The sequence below is a fragment of the Leptospira semungkisensis genome, assembly GCF_004770055.1.
GTDB classification, from domain to species: Bacteria; Spirochaetota; Leptospiria; order Leptospirales; family Leptospiraceae; genus Leptospira_B; species Leptospira_B semungkisensis.
Genome location: NZ_RQEP01000018.1, coordinates 1 through 22,620 on the forward strand (window position 1 = coordinate 1; position 22,620 = coordinate 22,620).

19 protein-coding genes are annotated in these 22,620 nt (G+C 41.7%); 10 read left to right on the plus strand and 9 right to left on the minus strand.

The genetic code is table 11. The features are described from left to right. Positions 1-694: 694 nt before the first annotated feature. Positions 695-976: a hypothetical protein gene (locus tag EHO59_RS11470; RefSeq protein WP_135588117.1), complete on the plus strand. Its 282-nt coding sequence runs from the start codon at positions 695-697 to the stop codon at positions 974-976. Between the two features lie 238 nt (positions 977-1,214). On the opposite strand, the gene EHO59_RS11475 is transcribed toward EHO59_RS11470, so the two are convergent. Next, the gene (locus EHO59_RS11475) at positions 1,215-1,685 is read right to left on the minus strand and encodes a DoxX family protein (RefSeq protein ID WP_135588119.1); all 471 of its coding nucleotides are present in this window, start codon (positions 1,683-1,685) and stop codon (positions 1,215-1,217) included. Positions 1,686-2,003: 318 nt separating this feature from the next. Between EHO59_RS11475 and EHO59_RS11480 the strand changes: the two genes are divergently transcribed. The 4 genes from EHO59_RS11480 to EHO59_RS11495 all read left to right on the plus strand — a co-directional run bounded on the left by EHO59_RS11480 (position 2,004) and on the right by EHO59_RS11495 (position 6,711). Then, positions 2,004-3,884, plus strand: a complete 1,881-nt coding sequence (locus EHO59_RS11480; RefSeq protein WP_135588121.1) for a glycoside hydrolase family 5 protein — start codon at positions 2,004-2,006, stop codon at positions 3,882-3,884. Positions 3,885-4,159: 275 nt separating this feature from the next. Then, positions 4,160-5,320: a glycosyltransferase gene (locus tag EHO59_RS11485; protein ID WP_135588123.1), complete on the plus strand. Its 1,161-nt coding sequence runs from the start codon at positions 4,160-4,162 to the stop codon at positions 5,318-5,320. A gap of 114 nt (positions 5,321-5,434) precedes the next feature. Further along, the gene (locus EHO59_RS11490; RefSeq protein ID WP_135588125.1) at positions 5,435-5,980 is read left to right on the plus strand and encodes a DJ-1 family glyoxalase III; all 546 of its coding nucleotides are present in this window, start codon (positions 5,435-5,437) and stop codon (positions 5,978-5,980) included. Positions 5,981-6,000: 20 nt separating this feature from the next. Beyond that, complete coding sequence (locus EHO59_RS11495; protein WP_425460237.1) at positions 6,001-6,711, plus strand: SIR2 family NAD-dependent protein deacylase; 711 nt, start codon at positions 6,001-6,003, stop codon at positions 6,709-6,711. Here the strand turns inward: EHO59_RS11495 and EHO59_RS11500 are convergent. Genes EHO59_RS11500 through EHO59_RS11510 form a run of 3 tightly spaced genes read right to left on the minus strand, consistent with a single transcriptional unit; the run spans position 6,699 to position 9,794 of the window. Beyond that, positions 6,699-7,784, minus strand: coding sequence for a DUF1574 domain-containing protein (locus tag EHO59_RS11500; RefSeq protein WP_135588129.1), 1,086 nt, complete (start codon positions 7,782-7,784; stop codon positions 6,699-6,701). The genes EHO59_RS11495 and EHO59_RS11500 overlap by 13 nt on opposite strands. A gap of 15 nt (positions 7,785-7,799) precedes the next feature. Continuing rightward, entirely contained in the window at positions 7,800-9,299 is a 1,500-nt protein-coding gene (locus tag EHO59_RS11505; RefSeq protein ID WP_135588131.1) for an MBOAT family O-acyltransferase, read from the minus strand. A 3-nt stretch (positions 9,300-9,302) separates the two neighbouring features. Further along, entirely contained in the window at positions 9,303-9,794 is a 492-nt protein-coding gene (locus EHO59_RS11510; protein WP_135588133.1) for an NYN domain-containing protein, read from the minus strand. 73 nt (positions 9,795-9,867) lie between these two features. Here EHO59_RS11510 and EHO59_RS11515 point away from each other — a divergent pair, with 73 nt between their 5' ends. After that, positions 9,868-10,719, plus strand: a complete 852-nt coding sequence (locus tag EHO59_RS11515) for a hypothetical protein (RefSeq protein WP_135588135.1) — start codon at positions 9,868-9,870, stop codon at positions 10,717-10,719. Between the two features lie 78 nt (positions 10,720-10,797). Here EHO59_RS11515 and EHO59_RS11520 read toward each other — a convergent pair whose 3' ends face one another. Beyond that, positions 10,798-11,226 (minus strand): PaaI family thioesterase, encoded by a 429-nt coding sequence (locus tag EHO59_RS11520; protein ID WP_135589112.1) that lies wholly within the window; start codon positions 11,224-11,226, stop codon positions 10,798-10,800. 129 nt (positions 11,227-11,355) lie between these two features. Here EHO59_RS11520 and EHO59_RS11525 point away from each other — a divergent pair, with 129 nt between their 5' ends. Both EHO59_RS11525 and EHO59_RS11530 read left to right on the plus strand, forming a co-directional pair. Continuing rightward, positions 11,356-12,366 carry a patatin-like phospholipase family protein gene (locus EHO59_RS11525; RefSeq protein ID WP_135588137.1) on the plus strand — a complete coding sequence of 337 codons (1,011 nt, stop codon included), beginning with the start codon at positions 11,356-11,358 and terminating at the stop codon, positions 12,364-12,366. 105 nt (positions 12,367-12,471) lie between these two features. After that, on the plus strand, positions 12,472-13,050 hold the full coding sequence (locus tag EHO59_RS11530) for a TetR/AcrR family transcriptional regulator (protein WP_135588139.1): 579 nt from the start codon (positions 12,472-12,474) through the stop codon (positions 13,048-13,050). A 56-nt stretch (positions 13,051-13,106) separates the two neighbouring features. Here EHO59_RS11530 and EHO59_RS11535 read toward each other — a convergent pair whose 3' ends face one another. The 3 genes from EHO59_RS11535 to EHO59_RS11545 form a co-directional block, all read right to left on the minus strand. Continuing rightward, positions 13,107-15,023 (minus strand): AMP-dependent synthetase/ligase, encoded by a 1,917-nt coding sequence (locus EHO59_RS11535; protein WP_135588141.1) that lies wholly within the window; start codon positions 15,021-15,023, stop codon positions 13,107-13,109. Positions 15,024-15,126: 103 nt separating this feature from the next. Continuing rightward, complete coding sequence (locus EHO59_RS11540; RefSeq protein WP_246052869.1) at positions 15,127-16,155, minus strand: helix-turn-helix domain-containing protein; 1,029 nt, start codon at positions 16,153-16,155, stop codon at positions 15,127-15,129. A 112-nt stretch (positions 16,156-16,267) separates the two neighbouring features. Beyond that, positions 16,268-17,902 carry a glycerol-3-phosphate dehydrogenase/oxidase gene (locus EHO59_RS11545; RefSeq protein WP_135588143.1) on the minus strand — a complete coding sequence of 545 codons (1,635 nt, stop codon included), beginning with the start codon at positions 17,900-17,902 and terminating at the stop codon, positions 16,268-16,270. A gap of 156 nt (positions 17,903-18,058) precedes the next feature. On the opposite strand from EHO59_RS11545, the gene EHO59_RS11550 reads away from it, so the two are divergent. Then, the gene (locus EHO59_RS11550; RefSeq protein ID WP_135588145.1) at positions 18,059-20,083 is read left to right on the plus strand and encodes a SpoIIE family protein phosphatase; all 2,025 of its coding nucleotides are present in this window, start codon (positions 18,059-18,061) and stop codon (positions 20,081-20,083) included. Between the two features lie 73 nt (positions 20,084-20,156). Next, positions 20,157-21,851, plus strand: coding sequence for an FAD-binding oxidoreductase (locus EHO59_RS11555; protein WP_135588147.1), 1,695 nt, complete (start codon positions 20,157-20,159; stop codon positions 21,849-21,851). On the opposite strand, the gene EHO59_RS11560 is transcribed toward EHO59_RS11555, so the two are convergent. Then, complete coding sequence (locus tag EHO59_RS11560) at positions 21,848-22,612, minus strand: enoyl-CoA hydratase/isomerase family protein (RefSeq protein WP_135588149.1); 765 nt, start codon at positions 22,610-22,612, stop codon at positions 21,848-21,850. The genes EHO59_RS11555 and EHO59_RS11560 overlap by 4 nt on opposite strands. Between the last annotated feature and the right edge of the window lie 8 nt (positions 22,613-22,620).

Here is a 22,620-nt window from a genome sequence, read left to right on the forward strand (position 1 = left end):
AAGAAATCTCTAAAGTCCTTACTTTAATCGTGAGACCTCTATGCGCTTCTATGAAAATAGAACGATTTTGGTAAGAGTTCCTACATAGGAAAATGAAAGCGAGGGGCCCCCGCCCATGTTCGGGTGGGGGGAGTGGCCCGTGGGTTTCCTTCGTCCCTATATCACAAAATATAAATTCATACAATTCAAATTTTATAGTTCCCACATACGTAGGAACTCCTGCATTTTTTTGTAGGAACAATCCGAAATCTCATTATCCCATTCTTTTAAAAAATCCAAAACTGAATCTTCAGTATATTAAATAATTATAATTTATGTAGAGACTGAGCGTATAATTCCCAAAGCAGCGATTGGACTTATAACTTCCTTTCGCAATTTGAAGATCAGTTTTCCGGAGATAGAGACTGCTTTGGTATTCACAGAGATCTTATTCAAGCGGCGTACAGACAAGCAAAGAGATCCATGAGCGAGAATTTGTCGTTGCCGTAGATACGATTTCTATGTTCGCAGATTGAATGGAACGGAAAGTTGATATTTGAGTCAGTGCCGCAGATATCTTGCACCTGAGAATTCCAGGCCAAATCCCAATCATCCGGAAAGTTTTCAGTGTTAGAATTTTGAACGGCGAAGAAAATTTAGTTTGAAATATTTTCTTTCCAAAAGAAAGATTCCAAATTGTTTTCGGACCATTCCCATGAGAAAATTCTTAATCCTTTCAATACTTAGCTTAACTGCTGCAGTATTTTTAGCCATTCCAGGTAAATTGAACTCCCAAAGTGGAGATATTGAAGCCGCTATCCAAGCAGCCTGCAATCGATTGGTTGATGGCGGACTCTATAAAAGCTGCAAACCGGCCCCTGGATTTTCCTTAGGCCAAGGCTACTATAGCCAATCTGCGCAAATTAAATGTGAATGCGTCAATAAGTCGGATAATAACAAAACGATCGTTACTATTTCTCTCTGGCAAGGATACTGATCCTGTCTCTGAATTGATATAAGAAGGATCATTCGATCCTTCAAATCGATCTTCTTTCCCCTATTCCCTAATGCGACATAATACCTATTATCGGAAGTAGTAGGTGTAGAAGATACTACAAACCTTCCGCCATTCTGAAAGCACTTCAATCTGGAAGCTTTTTCCCTATCTACAAATGGAAACGGGAAAAGCGAGAGATCGACTCAAAGATTCAATCCCTCGCAAGCAAACTTTCCTTTTATCGATCCTTCCAAACTGCGTCCAAAGAGAACTTACCAGGACCAGCAAAGAATAGAAACAAACAGCTCAATAGCTGAGAATATTCGGACCGAATTTCGTGAAGAACTGCCCAAATTCCTATGACTGGCGGAACTTGTGGCGCAGGCAAAGGAGAAGTTCCAAAATATAGAGGAACCTTGGTCATGTACATTGCGACCAACATCTGACCGATAAATACGATGCTCAAAGGCCTTGTGAGAATACCGAGGATCAGCATCAGGCCACCTAGAATTTCCAGGCCGCCTATAAAACTCGCAACCATATCCGGTTGAGAAAATCCGAGCTTTGTAAACCTTCCTACCCCTTGGTTTGCATATAGGAATTTGATCATTCCTTCCCAAAGAAAGACTCCTCCTGCAAGGATTCGAACGAAAACGGTATACCGATTTTCGGTATCTTCTATTCGGAAGAAATATTTGAATATTTCCATAAGTTAAACTCTTTTCCTTTTCCAAAGAAGCTTCCTGTTTCTTGCGAGCCGCTTCGGAATTGTTTATTGGTAATTTTCTACTTAGAGCACTGGAATAGATGGCTTGGTGGAAAAACAAACTAGTTCGGGAACAAACGATAAATTTCGCTTACTAAACTGAATTCCCAATGTTTTTAAATTAAGAATAAGCCGTTTTTAAGAGTTCGAGCCTTTAAAAATATGTGATTTATAAGTAAATCCGGTTTAATAGCGGGGAAAATAAAACATCTTCTATAGGTTTTTGTAAAAGCCTTAGGAAGCAAAGTGAAGAGAATTGAAATGAACCATCTCAAATTAAAATGGGCCATAGGCCTATTCTCCGTTTTGTCTTTTGCCTGGAGTTGTTCTCCGGAAGGTTCTAAAGACAATCTCCTCCTACTATCGAACTTACTTAGCGGAAATGCAAACGGTAGCTCTGCTTCCTCATTGAAGGCTCTATCGACGACTGTGACAGTGGGATCGGTAAGTTTTCCTCTAAGTACGAATGGTCGATACATTGTCGATTCGAACAATAAAAGATTCAAGCTTAAGGCAGTGAACTGGTACGGCGCAAGTGATACTCACCAAGTCGTTGGAGGCTTAGACCAACAGCCGATTTCTAAGATCATTTCTCTTATTCAAGAATGGGGCTTTAATGCAGTCCGTCTTCCCTTTTCTAATAAGATGCTTCATGATACTACTGTTGTACCAAATGACTACATCGCAGCGAATCCTCAGTTTGCGGGCAAGATTCCATTAGAGATCTATGATCTTACAGTTCAGGCTCTTACCGATGCAGGGATTGTTGTGGTTTTGAATAATCACACTACTTTTTCGGAATGGTGCTGCGGATACGATTATAATGGGCTTTGGTACCATACTGGATCGACATTCGCATATAATCAGAGCACTGATATGTGGCAAAGTGATTGGATCATGATGATCAATCGCTATAAGAACAATAAATTAGTGGCCGCTGCGGATCTTAGAAACGAAGTGCGCACACAGCGAAAAGGAGATACCTACATTCCTGACAGCCCTAATTGGGGATCCGGTGACGTGAATGATTGGCACAAAGCCGCTCAGGATCTTGGAAATCTAGTCACTATTGCGAATCCGGATATTCTTGTGATCGTAGAAGGAATCAACTGGTGGGGCCTTGTTCCTATCGTCGGTTCAGGAGAACGTCCTCACTTGAAACCAGTCAAAGATCTGCCGATCCATTTGAGATTGTCCAATAAACTTGTGTATTCTGCCCATAACTATGGGTACATCGGACCGAATAATAACGGAGACGATACTACTTCCGGAAATAATATAAAGTATAGAGATATGGATCTAAATACTTTCCGCAGTACGATCTATTCGGAATGGGGCTATGTTACGGATCCTGACTATTATTATACTAGCCCTGTTTGGGTAAGCGAGTTTGGAGCTTCTCCAAGCACGACTCTTGATACTGACAAAGAATGGTTAAAACGTCTAGTCGACTATCTGATTGAAAGAGATATGGACTTCGCATTCTGGCCCTTGAATGGAAACGATGAATGGGGTCTTGTTTCTTCGGATTGGTCCAGGACTCTCAAAGATGATTGGCGTTACCAAGATCTAGGTCGTCTTCTTTCCACAACCGGAAACCAAGGGCAATCGATACTTGCGGATCATTTCTCTAATCTTTCTATCGGAAACGGTGATGATAATTCTTCTACTCTTGCTTCGGATTGGGACAACGGAGCGAACAAGGGAACCTGCCCGGACGGTTACAGAATGAACGGGTTGAGCACAAATTATAAGGCGTTGTGTACCGATACGAATTACGGAATTCTATGGAACTCTAATCAATCCTATAACGTGCAGGCTGTAAATGAAACAGGGACACGTTATCATGGAACCGGTGACTGGGCTGGAGGCTTTACAAAGTATGAGTGTCCTCAAAATTACGTGGTCGCCGGATTCTCTAAAAGATGGTGGGGAACGAGCGGAATTCTTTGTGAGCCTTCCAACCGCAGTCTAGGAAATTCATGTCGCACAGTTTGGTTCGACAGAGGAGATAATCGTTCTTCTACAAGAGGCGGCGATTGGGCATCAGGTTCCTACAAAGGACAATGCGCTGATAATGAGTATGTGGGCGGAGTCGCTCAAAAAAATGGAGGAGCAAGCGCCCTTCTCTGCTGTAGATAATCCATCGTCTCTGACCGGGAATGCAGAGTGTGTTCCCGGTCCTTTTTAGAATTTCTCTCTGTTCATTTTTTTCTTAAAACCTTCTTCTTAAATTAAGTCTAACGTTCATTCCGATCAGTAGTTTTATCTTCTTGGAAGTGTGTTGAGAATGATTCTTATCTCCTTCTCCAGAAAAATTCATACTTTAGTCGGATTTTTAAAAATTAGATTGTATGTAATCAATTAATTACTTTATATAATTGAATGATTATAAACGAAAATGGATCTTGGCTTTTATGACTCCCTCCGTTTCAGTCATTCTTCCCACATATAATGAAAGCGAAAATTTGCCGATTGCTGCGGATCGTATTAGTAGATCCCTCTCCGGATTCAATCATGAGATCATCGTTGTAGATGACGATAGTCCAGATCATACCTGGGAAATTGCAGAGAACCTGCAAGAGAAGATTCCTCAATTAAGAGTGATCCGAAGATTGACCGGCAAAGGTCTTTCTTCTGCAGTGCTCACCGGAATGGGCGCAGCAGAAGGAGAAGTATTCGTCGTGATGGATTCAGACCTCCAGCATGATGAGAAAATCCTTCCGGAGATGATTCGTTCTTTTTACGAAAGAGATGTAGATCTTTGCCTTGGAACAAGATACGCCAAGGGAGGCTCCACTGGTAAATGGTCTTGGATCCGAATCGGGATCAGTCGATTCGCAAATTTCTTAGCAAAACGACTCTTAGGAATACCTGTTTCCGATCCGATGAGCGGTTATTTCGGAATCAAGAGATCCGTTTATTCTGAAACTGTAAACGAGATCAATCCTAGAGGCTTCAAGATCCTTTTAGAATTTCTAGGCAGAAGCAAAGAAGATCTAAAAATAGAAGAGATCCCTTACACCTTCCAAACGAGGGTACATGGAAAAACGAAACTGAATAATTCAGTAATTAAGAACTTCTTCTTAGCAGTTCTTGATATTCGATTCGGAAAATGGATCTCCCCTACTTTTCTATTATATTCAATCGTAGGAGCAACTGGCGTTGTAGTAAACCTACTAGGCTTTCTCTTAGGAGAAGCTTTGGATTTCCCAGAATTGACTACTGGGTTTGCGATTTTAGATCCTGTCTCCATTTCGGTTTTATTCGGAATAGAACTATCGATCGTTTCAAACTTTCTTCTGAATAATTACTTTACCTTTTATGAAAGAAGATACTCTGAATGGAAACTTCCCTTAGGGTTTCTATTGTTCCAGTCGGTAAGTATTTTCGGGATACTGGTGCAAGTGTTAAGTTTTCATTTCATCTATCAATCATTGCTTTCTGAAATGACCGGCATCAACGCTTTCACCTTAAAATTCACTTCCGATATACTTTCGATCGTAATTGCAATGTTTTCAAACTACTTCCTAAATTCGAACGTGACTTGGTCGAGAAGGCAGGAAGGCAACTTCTGATCGGACCGAACTTAATCTTTTTATTGCATTCCTTTTTACTTCCTTCTACTCTTTGATACGAAGAGTAGAAGCTCCTTATTTCTACTTCTCCCAAAATCCAAATCGGGTACAAATATGCCTAAAGTCTTGGTCCCTTTCGCCAACGGAATGGAAGAAATGGAAGCAGTCATCATCGTAGATGTTTTAAGAAGAGCCGGCATAGAAGTTGTCTCGGCAAGTTTGGAAGAAGGTACCGTAACCGCCTCCAGAGGGGCCAAGCTAGTCGCCGACAAAGTGCTATCCCAGATTAACGCATCCGAATTCGATATGATCCTTCTTCCAGGTGGAAATATGGGAACAAAGAATCTGAAAGCCGACGAAAGAGTTTCGAGTATATTAAAAGAATTTAAAAAAGAGCATCGCTGGATCGGTGCGATCTGTGCCGCTCCTGGTGTTTTATTGGATCATTCAATCTTGGAGAAGGACCAAAAATTTACCGCATTTCCGGGAAGCGTTCCCCAAGAAAAAAATTATACTGGAGAACGCTTAGTTCTATCTGATAAAATCTTAACAAGCATTGGCCCTGGCTCCGCATTCGAATTCTCCCTAAAAGTGGTAGAACTTCTAGTAGGAACAGAAAAAAGAAAGGAAGTCGAAAAAGGACTTCATCTTCCTACTTAGAAATGCAAATCCCTTCCGAACTGAAAGAGAGACTAACTTCTTCTAAAAAAATCCTAGCCCTGACTGGCGCCGGAATTTCCGCCGAGAGTGGAGTTCCCACGTTCAGAGGAAAGGAAGGACTCTGGAAAGAATTTAGAGCTGAAGAACTCGCTACCCCGCAAGCATTCTCCAGAGATCCTCATCTTGTTTGGGAATGGTATCTTTGGAGAATGGATCTGATTTCGACTAAATCCCCCAACTCTGCTCATTATTCTCTTGCTGAATTAGAAAAGAAGAAGTCTGATTTTTTTCTAATCACCCAGAATGTGGATGGCTTACACGCGAGAAGTGGTTCTAAAAAAATTATAGAGATCCATGGGAATATTTTCAGGACGAAATGCACCGGCTGTAAAAAAACTTTCTCTTCTCAAATAGAAGAACTGAAAGTTTCTTTTAAATGCAAGGAATGCGCGAGCTTACTCAGACCTGATGTGCTTTGGTTCGGAGAAACTTATAACTCAGAATTATTGAACGAATCTATTCATCTTGCAGAAGAAGCAGAAATTGCGCTCGTAATCGGAACTTCCGGCGCAGTCGGGATCCCTGTCGAACTTGCGAGAATTGCAAAATCCAACGGAGCTCTACTCATCGAAATCAATCTGGAGAAAAGCGCGTATAGCTCACTCTCCGATTACTTCTTTCCAGGAAAGGCAGGAGAAATTCTGCCCGAATTAGTTTCTTACTTTTCTTGAGTTGCTTCTTCCAATTTCTGGAAGATAAAGTCTCCGAAGGCTAGTCCGCAATTCGGTGACATATGCCCTGGATCCGCAAACTCATTACAATTATACGAAGGATCTTCGTTCATATTCCAAAGCGCTGTACCAGTTTCTTGATTGAATTTTTCTAATATAGGTTTCCAGATTTCTAAAGGAGTTTTTTCCCCTTCTATCGTCTGCACTTTCTTACTTCCGTACAATGCAAAATAAGGACGAGCTACTCTTACCCAAATAGTCGCGTATGGAACCTGGTATTGTTTCAAGAGACGGATGGAATCCTCTTGCATCGCGAACATATCCTGATGAAATGTATAAGGCACCAGGTAAGAACCAAAATCGGATTCGGAGGCCTTTGCCAATTGTTCATCCGTATTCTTTACTTTAGTACGTTCGGTCGGAGTACTTCCCCTCTGTGCCTTTAATACCTCGAGTACTTTACGAACTCCTTCCTTATAGACTCCAGCCAATGCAGAAGAATTCTTTGCTCTTTCCATAATTCTCCACATCTTAGGTCTATCCCTGTATGTGTGGAACAAATGCTTAGCGATAAAGACGGAGAGTTCTTCTCTAGTATATCTGGACCAGTATTTCAAAATGAAATCGGTGGATAAACCGTATACGAGAACCTCATCCAAGGCGAGAACGGGAGTTTTATTATAAATCTCTAATGATTGATCCAGCACTACGAAATCAGGACGGGTCCCATCATTTCTAAATCTCTCTATCCAGTACAAGAAATAATCGGGAGACCCACCTGGGACTGAGAAATTATAGAGAGCCCAATTCGGATACTTCTTCTCCAATTCCAATGTAGGAAGAAGAAGAGATCTAGAATTTCCAAAGTATACGAGAGCTTTCTTTCTAGTAGATTTATCTTGCTTCAAGAAATCTTTCAGATCTGAATACAGATCCTCTTTGCTTTCGAAATTCAGATGAGAAAATGTCTTAGAATAATAAGGCTGAACCGCAGGCAGGGTTAAGATCCGATCTATTCCGATCGCGACCAAGAGAATGATAAAAGGAAGAAGTAAGAATAGATTTTTTTTCATAGATTATCTTCTACCTTAAAACTGACAATAGATGCAGGCGCCGGAATCTTCTGAAAGAAGTGCAATTGCAAAGATCGTTGCAACTCCGGAAAGAACCAAAAGCCAATCCTTATTCTTTCCAAACTTCATCAGCAAATCCTTTCTAGTTTGGATCCAATGGAATACGATGAATCCGAGATAAGAATATGCAATTTTTTCCATATTCTTCATAGATTCTAATAAGAACGGAGAGGATCCAGTAACAAGACCGATCGAATTCTCTATCCAACCTAATTTTAAAGTAACCAAGTATGTCGAGACCAAGTTCGGTGTATTTGTAAAGAGACCGATCACATGTTGGAACATCTTAGTCGCTGAATTCGCGCGGAATAAGATCGCACTAAAGGAAAAGAGCACGAAAACCAATTGGACCCTCAGGAAAGTCACAAATTTGTTCTTAGATTCTTGATCGTCCCATCCGAATCTTCCCACTAAGAATCTTTCGAAAGCAAGGATCACTCCCCAATAGAATCCCCAAGTCACAAAGGTATAATCGGCTCCGTGCCAAATCCCTCCCACGGTCATGGTGATGATGAGGTTGATATAGGTTCTCCATTCTCCCTTTTTACTTCCACCCAAAGGGAAGTAGATATAATCTCGAAGCCAAAAAGAAAGAGTCATGTGCCATCTCTGCCAAAGCTCTCTACCGGAAGGAGAAAAAAGTGGAGCGTTGAAGTTTTCAGGCAGTTCGAATCCGAACGCGAGTCCCACGGCTCTCGCCATGTCCGTAAGTCCTGAAAAATCACAATACACTTGGATCGCATATCCGAACGCGGCGGCAACTAGAGATATGCTATCATACTGTCCTGGATTCGAGAATACCGGCGCAATCACTCCTGAAACAGGATCTGCGACCAGGATCTTTTTTACGAGGCCGGCGATCATCAAATAAGAAGCTCGGATAAGCTTATCCTTGTCAGGATGAAGATTTTGCAGATTCGGGAAGAAATCCCTCATCCTAAGAATAGGCCCTACGATCAAGACAGGAAAGAATATTACAAATCCTAGATATTTTCTCAGACTGATAATTTCGCCTTCCGGCTTGCGATACGCATCCACCGCAGAAGCGATCATCTGAAAGCTATAAAAACTCACTGCCAAAGGAAGAGAGATCTTCAGGATTCGTGGAACTTCTTCAAAGAACGGATAACCTGTGAGGTCGAATAGGATCTTATTTAAAAAATAGAAGTATTTGAAGAATCCCAAGTTGATTGCATTCAACAATACTGCTGCAATCATCCAAGGTTTCGGTCTTGAGGAAGTACGGATCTTAAAGTAAGCTAGATAATTTAATAGAACGATCCCTAAGAAATGTAGAAAGAAAACTACACCGTTTAGGAAAGTAGCGGAGCCCAGAATATAAAAGGCAACGCTCGAAAGAAGAAGGAAATCCTGCCTTCTTCTTTCTGGAAGTATCCAATAAATCGAATATACGATCGAAAAGAAAACGAGGAATAAGATCGAATTAAAAAGCACTCTTTACTTTCCCTTCTTAAATAGTTCCTTCCAATAAAGAATTTCCCCGGGAGAAAGTTTCGCTGTAGGATCCTTTTCTTCTTTCTGGGGTTTCTCAGCCAAGGCTAGTTCTATCTTTTTGGCAAACTCTTCGGAAAGTATAGGTTTTGTTCCCAGTCGTTTTGCAAAAGCCAAAATTTCCTGATCGGAGGTGACCACATAGAGATCTCCCGGCCTAGGAGAATACTTGATATAATCCTTGATCAAATCATCCGCCTTTTGGTCCTGACTAAAATAGACATGGATCTTTCCGTAAGAATCTTCTCTAGTTTCATTTCCTTTTTCTTTTTTTCCATCGAAGAATACATGGACTTTCGAGCTTTTTAATTTTTGGGAATACGATTCTAAAATCCTGAGAAGGCCCACCCTGGCCTCCCTGAGTCGATTGGAATACATGTATTCTTCCAACTCTGGGATCTTGTAAATCAAATTGAAACCGTCTACGACTAGATGCATTGATTAAAACTAGTGACCAGATTGCACGTTTTGCAAAAACTTGTAAACACCGAACCGAATCGGATGATTCTTCATGCCTGTTGAGAATCCAAACCCTGAAAAGCTTTCTAAGATCAGAAGATTTATAAATGCGGTTAAATACTGGAGAAGTGTACTTCCAGGAACTACCAGAGATTATCTCCTCTTAGCTCTCGCCGCATTTGATGTCTTCTTATTGCTTTTCGTGAACGCGTACAAGGAATTCATCCACAGGGATATTCCCGCTTATATTCTTGCCTTCGATCTATTCGTAATTCTTCTCTGGGGCTTCGAACTCTGGCTCAAGCTGAGACAAAAAAAAGACATCAAGAAATATCTAAGAACGAATTGGTATGAGGCAGTTGGGATCATTCCTCTGTATTTTCTGAGGCCGTTTCTTCTCCTGAGAGGAGTGAAGCTCGCGATCGCATTTTATAGATTCGGTACTTCCGGACAAAATGTGAGCGAGGTACTCACAAGAGAGATCACTTTCCGTTTTAGAGATGTGATCGTAGATACGATAGCGGACGCAGTCTTTTTACATTCTCTCGAAAGAGTCGAAGAAGTAATGCTTCGCTTGGACTATAGCCAACTTGCAAAACAAGCAATCTCCAAACACAATGATCAATTGAATGAAAAGGTAAACGAATCCTTACAATCCAAGTTCTTATTGGAAGAATTATCTAAGATCCCTTTCATGTCCGAGGTCTCGCGCAAACTAGGAGAAGATATAGGAAGGATGGTTGCCGAGATTTTAGAAACAGAAGTCATCGGCGATATTATGAAAGACATCACTGCAAATATCTTAAAAGAAATGGCGGAACATGTGAAGAAGCTTCCTCTAGAAAGGATCACTGCCCCGGTTCCAGCAGCAGTCGCACCTACTCCGGAAGAAGCGGATCTTTAAAACGAAGAAACGATCCGCTTTCTTTCTGCCAAAGCCTGATACTAAAACCCTCTAGGCTTTTTGGAACCTACGGAGAACTTAAGCTCCTGGCATTCTCAGGATGAGTACCTGAGTTGTGGATTTAGCGAGAAGTTTGCCTTCTTCGTCGAAAGCCTCTCCTTCTAAGTAAATATGCTGGTTCCCTCTAGCGACCACTCTTGCATTTACTGTGATCTTTTGGTTTTCTTTGATCATTCGAATATAACTTACACTTAATTCTAAAGTAGTGGTAGGTTTACCCGCCGCTAAATAGCAAAGAGGTCCGAATGTATTATCGAATGCAGCTGCAAGAAACCCTCCTTGAAAGACACCCATAGGATTCGAAAATCTAGGCTCCACATAGAAGCTGCACGTCATCTCCTTCTTGCGAACGTAAGAGATGAATTCACCGGAAAGTTCCTTAAAAGCAGGAGGAGGTACGATCAGATTGGGAGCTATCTTTGAAAACTTCTCCCATTCTTTTTGCATGTCTTGTAATCCGTTATCTTCAGCCAAGGCTTCCTCCTGTCTCCGAAGAGATTCTCCGATCTTAGAGAGAAAATAAATTTACGCAAATTAAAATTGCATAATTCGGATTCGCAACCAATATGTAAAATCATGGCTTCCCCTTCTTCTTGGTTAGAAACCAGAATACGAAAAGGTCTACAGACCGCTTGGCAAGAGATCGGAATTAAGAAAGAGATCGCACTCGCGATTGCAGGCGGAGGAATTAAGGCATTCTACGGATTGGGAGTCGCATTCGCTCTCCGGACCTGGGGGATCAGGATTAGAGAAGTTTCTGGAGTGAGCGCGGGTGCCGCCATGGCAATCAGTACTCTTTCAGAAACGGAAGTGGATAGCTCTCATTATTTTCAGGAGCTGACGAAACGAAATCCAAAGAACTTCTATTGGAACAGACTTCTTCGGATCCTTCCTCCTTTTCCTCATGATAGCATGGCAAGAAGGACAGTCAGCTATTGTTTGAGATTTTCCAAGATGCTTTCTAAGTCCGCAAGGATCAGAATTCATACGGTAGAGATTCCAAGAGAGAGTTTGGATAAGAATAAAAAAGGTGAGCCAATCCAGAGGCTTCTGCTCGCCAAAGCCGCTTCCATTATTCGCGCATATTTCAAGGACGAAACTCTCAGAAGAAACGGAGAAGAGCCGTTCGAAGTATTAAAAAAAATGAAAGCTTGGGGTTGGAGAGAGAAGGTATTTACCGAAAAGGATTTTACCGATCATGAGACTACGACCCAGATAGTAATGAACTCTTGCTCTGCCTTTCCAGTCCTACCTCTCCAGAGTTTTAACGGTAATTATTATCTGGACGGAGGGCTCACCAATAATCTTCTGCTGGAAAACTTCTCCTCCGATCTTCCGAGAATAGGAGTATTCTATGAGCCTACCACTTTAGTAGGTAAATCTAGAGACCTGCTTTCGGAAAGCTTATTGATTTCCCCCCAGGGACCATTTATTGAACAAGGGTTCGATTATACCAATCCGGAGCTAGTACATTATGCTTTTGAGAAGGGCAAGAATGATGCGGAAGAGCAGAAGGAGAAGATCCTGGCCCATCTGAACCTAAATTGGAAAAAACACTTGCATTCTTTTTTCGAACAAATAAAATAATTAACTTACCCCGAAAAATAAGGCGTCTGGCTCGTTTTGCTCGGACCAGGGGTTTGAACTAGCGAAAACAGAAAAATAGAAAAACTCATTTCAGGACTGCAAGAAATGCCCAAAATCGTAAATCACGAAAAGTACAAAGCCGAAATTCTATCCAAGTGTGTGGATATTTTAGCCAGGCGCGGGTATTCGGCGGTTTCCATGAGGGAAATTGCTACGGAACTGGACGTTTCCACAGGAACCCTCTACCATTATTTCTCCACGAAAGAAGATATATTTAAGGAACTTGTAAAGTACGTACTGAACAAGGATATTGAAGAACTTCAGGTTTATTCGAAGGGAGAAGACAATCAGTCCATTGAAAAAAGAGTAGAAGCTCTATTCACTATGGTCAAAGACAGAGAAACGTATTTCCAAAACCTGCTTTATATTATCTGCGATGTATCTAGATTAAAGAATCATGAAGAAGAAAAACAACTAATCGCAGAAGCGATGAAGGAATACGTCACCATCATCACGAAGCACTTAGGGATCACAAATCCGAATCTAAACAGACTCTTGATCAGCATTATTTTAGGAACTGTAGGCCAAAGGATAGTAGATCAGGATTCCATCAAACTGGATGAGGTGGCCGAAGTAGTAAAAGACTTTATGGGAGTAGTTCTCTCCAATACCTTTACTTTCTAAGTTCAGTCTTAGATAAAAGTGAAAGAAAAGCCGCAAGTATCTTGCGGCTTTTTTATTTATTTGTTTGCAGTCTCTGCTTTCTTGTCCGAATAAATATCCAGGATCAGATCCGAATATTTATCCGCCACCACATGTCTCTTCACGGATAATTTTGCAGTCAATTCGTCTCCCGGTTCGAACGGTTTAGGAAGGATCTTAAAGTCTATTACTCTCTCAAAGGATTTGAAACCGTTTGCTGCTGAAATTGAATTTCTGATCTCAGTTTGTATTCTCAGCTCGCATTTAGACTCTTCTTCTTTCGAAGAGAATCCTTGTCCAGATTTGTATTCTGGAAAGAACTCCGGATTTGGCACAATTAATACCGATAGATATTTTTGATCCTGACCGACTACCATACATTGTAGGATCAATTCAGATTGGGTCAGCATATTCTCAATCGGAACCGGCTCCACATTTTCCCCGCCAAGCAATACGATGGTTTCCTTCGTACGACCCACGATCTTTAAGCAATCGTTATAGGTCATCATTCCCAGATCTCCTGTATTCATCCAAGATTCCTGCAGAACCTTGCGAGTGTTTTCGGGATCCATATAGTATCCGGACATTACCTGGTCGCCTTTTACATGGATCTCTCCTTTCTTGCCATAGCCTTTCGGACCATTCTTCTCAGTGGAGAATAGAACGACTTGAGTATTCGGATCCACGATTCGGACGTCGGTCTCCGGGTACAAGGGTCCGACAGTCCCAGGAATGCAATTCTCAAAGGTGCGAACAGAAAGAGTGGGAGAAGTTTCCGTCATCCCATAACCTTCAAAGACAGGGATTCCCATATTAAAGAAGAATTTATCTACATGGATAGGCAAGGCTCCCCCACCGGATATGGTTCCTTTCAGCTTTCCGCCAGTGGCCTGACGAATCTTTCTTAAAACTAGAAAGTCAAAAATTAAATAAGGAATATAAGAAAGAACTAATTTTGAAAATTCGAATATTCCTCGAAAGAAGGAAACGATATAACTTCTGCCCGTCATATCCAACTCTTGAAAACTCAACCAACGCTTACCGGAATGGACCGCATCGGAGAAGAGGATCGCTGCCTGAAAAAGAATCTTCTTGCCAGAAGAAGATTTAGCGATAATCGCGATGATCCCTTGGTAAATGCTCTCCCAAAGTCTAGGTGCAGATGCCATAAATGTAGGCCGAACATTTCTCAGATCCTCTTTCAGACTTCTAACCGAAGAATAGTAAGTAGCTGCGCCCACGAAAATACAGATCATCTCGAACTGTCTTTCAAAAATATGCCAAATCGGAAGAATGGAGAGGACCTTTTCTCCGGGAGAAAGCTTGATCGGAACACGATTCACCTGCGACATGATATTCTTATGAGTAAGAGGAACTCCTTTCGGCTTTCCTGTGGTGCCGGAAGTGTAGATCAGTGTAAAAAGATCCTCATCGGAAATCTGAGAGATTCTTGATTCCATATCTCTATTTCCATTCTCCCTAGATTTCTTACCTTTTTCTAGCAGATCCCATAGAAAATATTCCGATCCAGTGCCCTTCGAATTCGGATCCATTAAAATAATCGAATGCACTTTCTTTAGTGACTCTTTATTATTATAGAGTTTCTTTAGGACCATATCGTTTTCAACGAATACGATCTCCGAACCGCTATGTGGGATGATATGATTTAGATCGGCGTCTGTTACATCGCTTCCCCGAGGAACGTCCACTCCTCCGGAAAGAACAACCGCATAATCCGCAATAATCCATTCTATGCGATTATCCGCTAAGATAGTTGCCCTCGCTCCCGAGGGAAAATTCAGTTCGATAAGCGCAGTTCCCAGCTGTAAACCTAACTCATATAACTCTGAAAATGTTGTCTTTTGGAATTCTCCCGCTTCGTTCTTTGCGAAGAAGGCCGGAAAATTCCCGAATTTTTCTTTAGAATTTCGGAATAGATCGGCGAGGGTTCTCATATTTGCTCCAGATATTTTCGAAAGAGTGTAACGCCGATTCTCCTCTTTGTCGTCCGGAGATATAACTCAGGACGTAGTAGTTTAGGATTTGAAACCTTAAATATTACGTACGTTTGGCGTTCTTTCTATAATCGGAGGGAGTTTGATCGGTGAATTTCTTAAATGCTTCATTAAATGCGGATTTGGAATTAAATCCTACTGATTCGGAAATAGATAATATGGATCTTTCTGAATCTTCCAATAAGAGGGACTTGGCCTCTTTAATCCGCCAGGAGTTAATATAATCAGAAAACTTCATAAACAATCGGTTGTTTAAGAATTCTGAAAGTTGGTGATTGGTGAGCTCTAATTCCTGCGCAAGCTGCCCAAGTGTCAGGTCCTCGTCCGCGTAGATTTTCTCTTCTCTCATTAAAGCTTCTAAGCGATCTCTTAACGTATGTTCGTCTGTGCCAACTAATCTGGATTTTTTATAGCTCACCTCCCTTAGATTCTTTCCTATAATTCCTAGACTGCTCGGTTCCTTTTGAGATACCAAAAAGGCAAATACGATTAATAGGGGAAGACCATAAATGCTGGATCGAATTAGATCCGAACTATTGAAAATAAAACCCGATAACCCAAGAAGAATTAGCATACTCACGAGCCCCAGGAAAAGCAAAAAGAGCCTTCTCATCCTCTCTTCTCTTAGATCTTTTTTTCTTCTGTAAAGATAGCTTCTATAAATGAATATTAGGGGAAGAAGATATACTAGAAGAGAGATCTTGGGTCCGATCTGTAAAAATGCCAGGATAAGAAGATACGGCTCCTTGGACTTTCCGAATGAGGTCAAGGTTTTAGTCTGGAATTCTTCTCCTCCCGTCCAATACGGAAGAAGCAACAAAAAACAGAATAGTGAAGGTAGAAAGTGAGGCAATATCTCGAGCCTGCTCAAATTCTCTTTCAACAGAGTGATCTGGAAGTGAAGCACTAAGACTGGAGCAATCGCAAATACGAAAGGAAGATGAACTCCGAAAAAAAATGGAAACCGATAGATCCAACCGTAGAGAAACGCCACTCCAGATAAAAGCCACAGGGAAGAAGCGAATAGAACAAAGGAAAAACGAACCCTTTCTCCCAGGCTCGTCGAATTCAAGAGTATACCTATAGCCCAAACAAAGGAAAATAATGCTCCAAATATCAAATAAATAGAATATATATCCAGACTTAAGGCTTCCATGATCTAAAACAGCTAAGATCTTATCGGATTAGAATTTGTATCTGGCAACCACTTCCGAAGTTTCCGATTTCTTTCGGGCAGGATTCCAGCCAAGCGTCTTTCCAAGCTGATCGATAATCCACCGCAGATTTTCTGCAGAAGGAATTCCTGGTACACCCACTCCTGATCTTCTAAAGAAGAAATCGGTTGCCTTCTCTACCTTCTCTTTGGAAGCGATATAACGGATTTCCGAAGCACTGAACTCTTCTCCGTTAGACAGAGTAGCAGAACCTTCTCCTGATTTATGGAGCTTCAGTACTTCATAAGCGAGGCTTCCGTATCTAGATGCCAATGTCTCCAGATATTCTCCGTCCAGCTTGGAATATTTTTTAGAAAGAGACTTCACAAGAGAAGAATGATCCGAGAATTCTCCGGAAGACAATGGGATCTGCGCCGTTTCACAAGGATGATAAGAGCCAGGCAAGAACTCGCAAAGTTTGTCTGTAATCTTCTCCGCTAGGTGTCTGCTTGTGGTATATTTTCCTCCCAAAGCAGTAAAAAATCCGGGAAGTCCTTTTTCTTTATGATCTAGGATCTCCGTTTTGCGAGAAGCGTTGTAGGTATCCGATTTTTCTCCGGGATCTTCTACCAAAGGTCTCATTCCTCCATAGTAGAAATCCACGTCCTCTTCGGTAAGATCCGAATAGCCGTACGCAAAATTAATTTCCTCTAATAGACCCTGTATATCCGATCTAGTCACCTTGAAATGATCCGGGGAATCGGAGAAGACGGTATCTGTGGTACCGATGATAGTCTTTCCTCTCCAAGGGATCACAAACATGTGGGTCTTGTCCCTTTTCTTTAGAACGATCGTCTTCGAAACGGTAAGAGATCTTGTGACTATATGAATCCCTTTAGAGCGTACAAGCACCTTGTCCATTCCAACACCCGCGAGAGATTCCACGAAATCCGCCCAAGGTCCCGCCGCATTAACGATCGTCTTTGCAAAAAGCGGATAGGATTTGCCTGTTCTCTTGTCCTTTACGATTGCCTGATATACTTCTCCTTGTCTGGAGATCGCTACGAGCTCAGTATAATTTAGAGCGAGCCCGCCCTTCTTCTCTGCAGAAAAGATAAACTCACATGTATGCCTTTCCGGATTTGTATTTTGATAATCATAATATAAAAATCCACCTTTCAATCCTTCTCTCGGCAAAGAAGGCGCTTCTAATATGGTTTCTTCTTTTGAAAGGAATCTATATTTGGGGATCCAAGCATCCGAACTGATCTCTCTATTCTTATCATAGGAAAATACATCATACATTCCTAGTCCTATATGAGTGATCCATTTCTCCGCTCTGGAATAGATAGGGATGATAAAACCCAATGTCTTTATCGCATGAGGACTGATCTTTGCTAGAATTCTTCTCTCTCTCAAAGATTCTCTTACAAGTCCAAATTCAGCATTCTTTAGATAACGCAATCCTCCATGGATCAATTTGGAAGTAGCTTGGGTAGTTCCGGAAGCAAAGTCGTTCTTTTCGATTAGAACGGCCTTCAATCCTCTTAAACTAGAATCCCAAAGAGTAGTCGCTCCCGTAATCCCTCCCCCTATCACTAAGGTATCGAATACTTGAGACGAAAGAGGAGAAGTTTGGTTATTTTTTGGAGAAATTTTGGACATAGATACACAGCCTAGATCCGAGACAATGGTCGGTCAAGACATTAGAAATGTACAAATTGTTTACGTAAAATTAGTATATTATAAGTTTCGTTTAGACCTCGTTCTGCGAATTTCCACTTTTGGAAATTTTTTAACGAACAGAGTTCAATCTAACAGATGTCATTTGAACCTTCCCTAACCGATCGTTTGCGAAGTAAATGGAATTTCTTTCTATCTATCTTCAAAGCTGATCTAGATAGAGCAACATTTCAGAAAGAATACATTCAAGATCTGCAAAGGCAGGCGAGAAGCTTACAATATCCAGGTGCCCTACTCGGGATTTTTGTCTGGCTAGGCTTTGCCTTTGGCACGGACCAAAAACTTCACCCTGAATTTCCTGAGCTTTTCTATTTCAGGATCGGATTCACCATCCTAAGCTTTGTTTCCTTAATCGTATTTCTTTTAGATACTCTCTTTAAGATTCCTACCAGAAAGTACGGCTTAGAGTTTGCTTATCTATTTTTGGGCTACTTAACCATCTGTACTTCCTTTTTTACCGGAAGAATTGCGGACGACCCGAACTACGTTTCAGGTTTGCAGATAGCACTGATAACAATGGTGTTTGTGCCCCTTCCCCTTAGATCGTATTATATTTTATTAATACTTTCTATTATTGCTTTTTTAGGCTCTGCCTTTATCTATTCCCCGAATTTAAGCACCGTGCAGGCATCTTATTCCATGCAAAATCTTGGAATCGCCTATCTTCTCACGTTCGTCTTTTCAATCATTTTGGAAAGATATCGCTTCGTTAGCTTTGTGAGTAGATTCAAGATTCTCGAAAGTAATAAAGAGATCTCCGAAAAGATGCTCCAGATCCAAAGCTTGAAGGAAAAACAGGACGGGGATTATTTCTTAACTGCTCTTCTTCTTTCTCCCCTCATTAAATTGGAGCAGACCGGAAATTCTTCCGTAAAAGTAGAATTTGTCTTAGATCAGTACAAAAAATTCTCATTTAAAGATAAGGATTACGAACTTGGCGGGGACTTCTTAAGCGCATATACGATCCATCTACAAGGGAAAGAATACACTGCATTCATCAACGGAGATGCAATGGGCAAATCCATCCAGGGAGCAGGAGGAGCCTTGGTCCTCGGTTCCGTATTCAATTCGATTATCAGTAGAACCAGGCTGTCTCCGGAGATCCAAACACGTTCTCCTGAGCGTTGGCTAAAAGAAGCGTTTATCGATCTACAGAATGTTTTTGAGACATTTGATGGGTTTATGTTAGTGTCCGCAATTTTTGGGATTGTGGATCATTCTTCTGGAACATTATATTATATTAATGCAGAACATCCATGGCCTGTACTATACAGAGATGGAAAGGCAACTTTCTTAGGATTAGAATCCAATATCCGCAAGCTTGGTATTTCGGAGATATTCGGAAGTAAGATCCAGGTCCAGACCTTTCGCCTCATGCCTGGAGACATCGTATTCTGCGGTTCGGACGGAAGAGACGATCTAGTCTTAGAGGAAGATTTTTCCGGAAAAAGGATCATCAACGAGGACGAGACCGAGTTCTTGAGTTCGGTCGAAGAAAGCGGAGGCGATATCAAAACGATTCGCAAGTCACTCATCCGTAAAGGAAAGCTTTCAGATGATTTAAGTATATTATCGATTTCTTATTTGCCTAGTCGAAACCCTTTCTTAGAAGACAAGAATTCCATCCAAGAAGCGGACTCTCTGGCTCAAAAAAGTGATTTTGCAGGCGCAATTCGGATTTTAGAAGAAAGCGTGAAGCAAAGCAGATCGAAAGGGCTCCGACATTCTCCTCAAGCCGCAAAATTACTCTCTAAATGGTATGATAAGATCTCTAAATTCAAAGAGTCCGCTATCTGGGCGGAGAAGGTCCTAGACTGGGATCCTTCCGAAACTGAGTTCTTGTTTATTACTTCCATTCTTTGGAAGAAGGCGTATGCGGGATCTCGAAATTTAGAACTTCTAAGATCCGCTTCCGAACTGGGAGAAAAACTCCGGGTCAGACAGCCCAATCATCTGAAGAACCTAATCAATCTTGCGGATATATACCGCTTGTTAGGCAATTCATTCCGAGCCAAAAAATTATTGGAAGAAGCATCTGCTCTTTCTCCCAACGATCCCAAAATTGCAGAACTAAAGAAGAAGCTAGACCCTTCCGCATCATAGAATTCGTTTTTACGTTGCTCCCAGGAAAGATTCGGATTTATTGGAGTCACTTCTAAGTTTTCGGAGACCATCCATGTTTTATCACGAGCTGAATTCCAAGATCGATTATACAAGATCCAATCTGAGATGGAATGCTTGGGGAGCAAACGACCAGGATTTCGGAAGAAAGGCCCAGATGCCTGAAATCTTGGATCTCTTAAAAAGAGAATTCCAGATGGAGGCGATCCGAGAGACTCCAGCCGTAGAGTTGGAGAATATTGACTTACCTAAATCCAAGCTGAGTCCTTCTGACCTAAAGAGCCTAGGCTCAATCGTAGGCAAAAACAATCTGAAAGTGGATCGTTTCGAGAGAGTTTTTCACTCTGCCGGAAAAAGTTATTACGATGTTCTAAGACTTCATACTAACAAATTGAAATCATTCGTAGACGGAGTCGTTTATCCTCAAAAAGATTCCGAGATCATTAAAATTTTAGAATATTGTTCCAAGAATAAGATCACGATCATTCCTTTCGGAGGAGGTTCTTCCGTAGTAGGCGGTCTTGAGGTAATCAAGGGCAAGGGCCAAAAAGCAGTACTTTCATTAGATACAACCAGAATGGTTGATCTAGTGAGTTTCGATCCGATCAGTCTGACTGCCACCTTCCAAGCAGGGATCTACGGGCCCAAGCTTGAATACGGATTAAATCTAAAAGGATATACTCTAGGACATTTTCCTCAGTCCTTCGAATATTCTACCTTAGGAGGTTGGGTAGCAGCAAGAAGTGCCGGCCAACAATCCAATCGTTATGGAAAGATCGAAGAGATCATCTCTTCCGTAAAACTGATCAGTCCATCCGGAGTGGTAGAAACCTTAAGAGCTCCTGCGGCCTCCATCGGCCCCGACTGGAATCAGATCGTAGCGGGAAGCGAAGGCTTACTTGGTATCATCACCGAAGTGACCGTAAAGATCCATAAAATCCCGGAAACCCGTAAATACTTCGGACTCGTATTTCCAGAGATGCGTTCTTCTTTGAATTTTATTCGAAAGGCAAATCATGCAGAGATCAAAACTTCCATGCTTAGACTTTCAGATGCAAGCGAGACAAGACTCTATGAGTATTTGGGTCAATTAGGAAAGAAGAATACTCCTCTCCGCATCCTTAAGAATCTCATCCAAAATGCAGTATTAAAATGGAAGGGCCTTGGAGAAGGAAAATGTGTCGTTCTAGTCGGTCTCGACGGTTCCCGTTTGGAAGTAGCACGCTCTTTCGAGGCTCTAAAACCTCTTTGGAAAAAAGCAGGAGCATTGTATGCGGGAGAGAAATTGGGACAGAGCTGGATCCATGGTAGATTCAATATGCCTTATCTAAGAAACCATATCATGCAGTTCGGAATGGGAGTAGATACGATGGAAACTTCTACCACCTATGATAGACTCGAAGATCTACACCAGGCGGGCCTTGCAGCTCTCGAAACTTCTATCCCAGGCTCCAGAGCAATGTGCCATCTTTCTCATAGCTATCATGACGGCGCGTGTTTGTATTATACGATCCTATTCCCTATGGATGAGAAGAAACCCGAAGAGCAATGGTTCAAGATGAAGCGCAAGGTATCAGATACATTCGCTGCTCACAAGGCTCCGATCAGTCACCATCACGGAGTAGGATTCGATCACAAGTCTTGGTATCAAAACACCTTAGGTAAGGTGGGAGTAGAAGGTCTGAACGGACTCAAGAAAGTCTTGGATAAAAAAGAAATCTTGAATCCGGGCAAACTATTTCATTCTTAATGAAAAACTGGTCGTCTTTTCTCCAGGATGGATTTCATTCCTTCCTGGCCGTTTTGGGTAGCGATCGCTGCGGAAAGAAGTTCTATATCACGTTTATCTAATGATTCTGCGACAAGGCGTTGTGAATCCCTGAGAGAGACTTTTACTCCGATCACGGATTCAATCGCCATATTCTTAAATTGTTCGCACCATTTTCTAGCCTTAGGAATTAGCTCTTCAGGGGTCGCGCTTTCTTCTACCAAGCCGACCTCGATTGCCTCATCTGCCTTCAGTCCTTTACCGCTGTACAAAAGGTCTCTAGCTGTTTTGATCCCTACTAGTTCCTTAAGAATATAGCCTGCAGTAGAAGGGAAATTGATACCAATCAAAGATTCAGGAAATCCCAAACGGCCTTTCTTCTCCACAAGGATCCTATAATCGGAGAAGATCGCAAGCACTGCACCTACTCCCATAGAATGTCCGTTCATCGCGCATACCACTGGCTTACTGGAGAATAAAACTTTTCCGCAAGCGCTTAAAGCATCGTGAAGAACGCTCTTGATTTCATCCAAGCTCTTCCCCACAAAGATCTCCGGATTGAATCCGTTAGAAAAGAATTTATCATTTCTTCCTGAGAGAAGGATTGCTTTCACACTACGATCTTTTTCTGCCTCTTCCATCGTAGTACTTAGCTTATGGAAGAAGTCCCTGCCGAGCGAGTTAACCTCGTTCGTCTTAATATAAAGCTCAAGAATATGTCCGTTTTTTTCTATATCGATCATTTTAGATT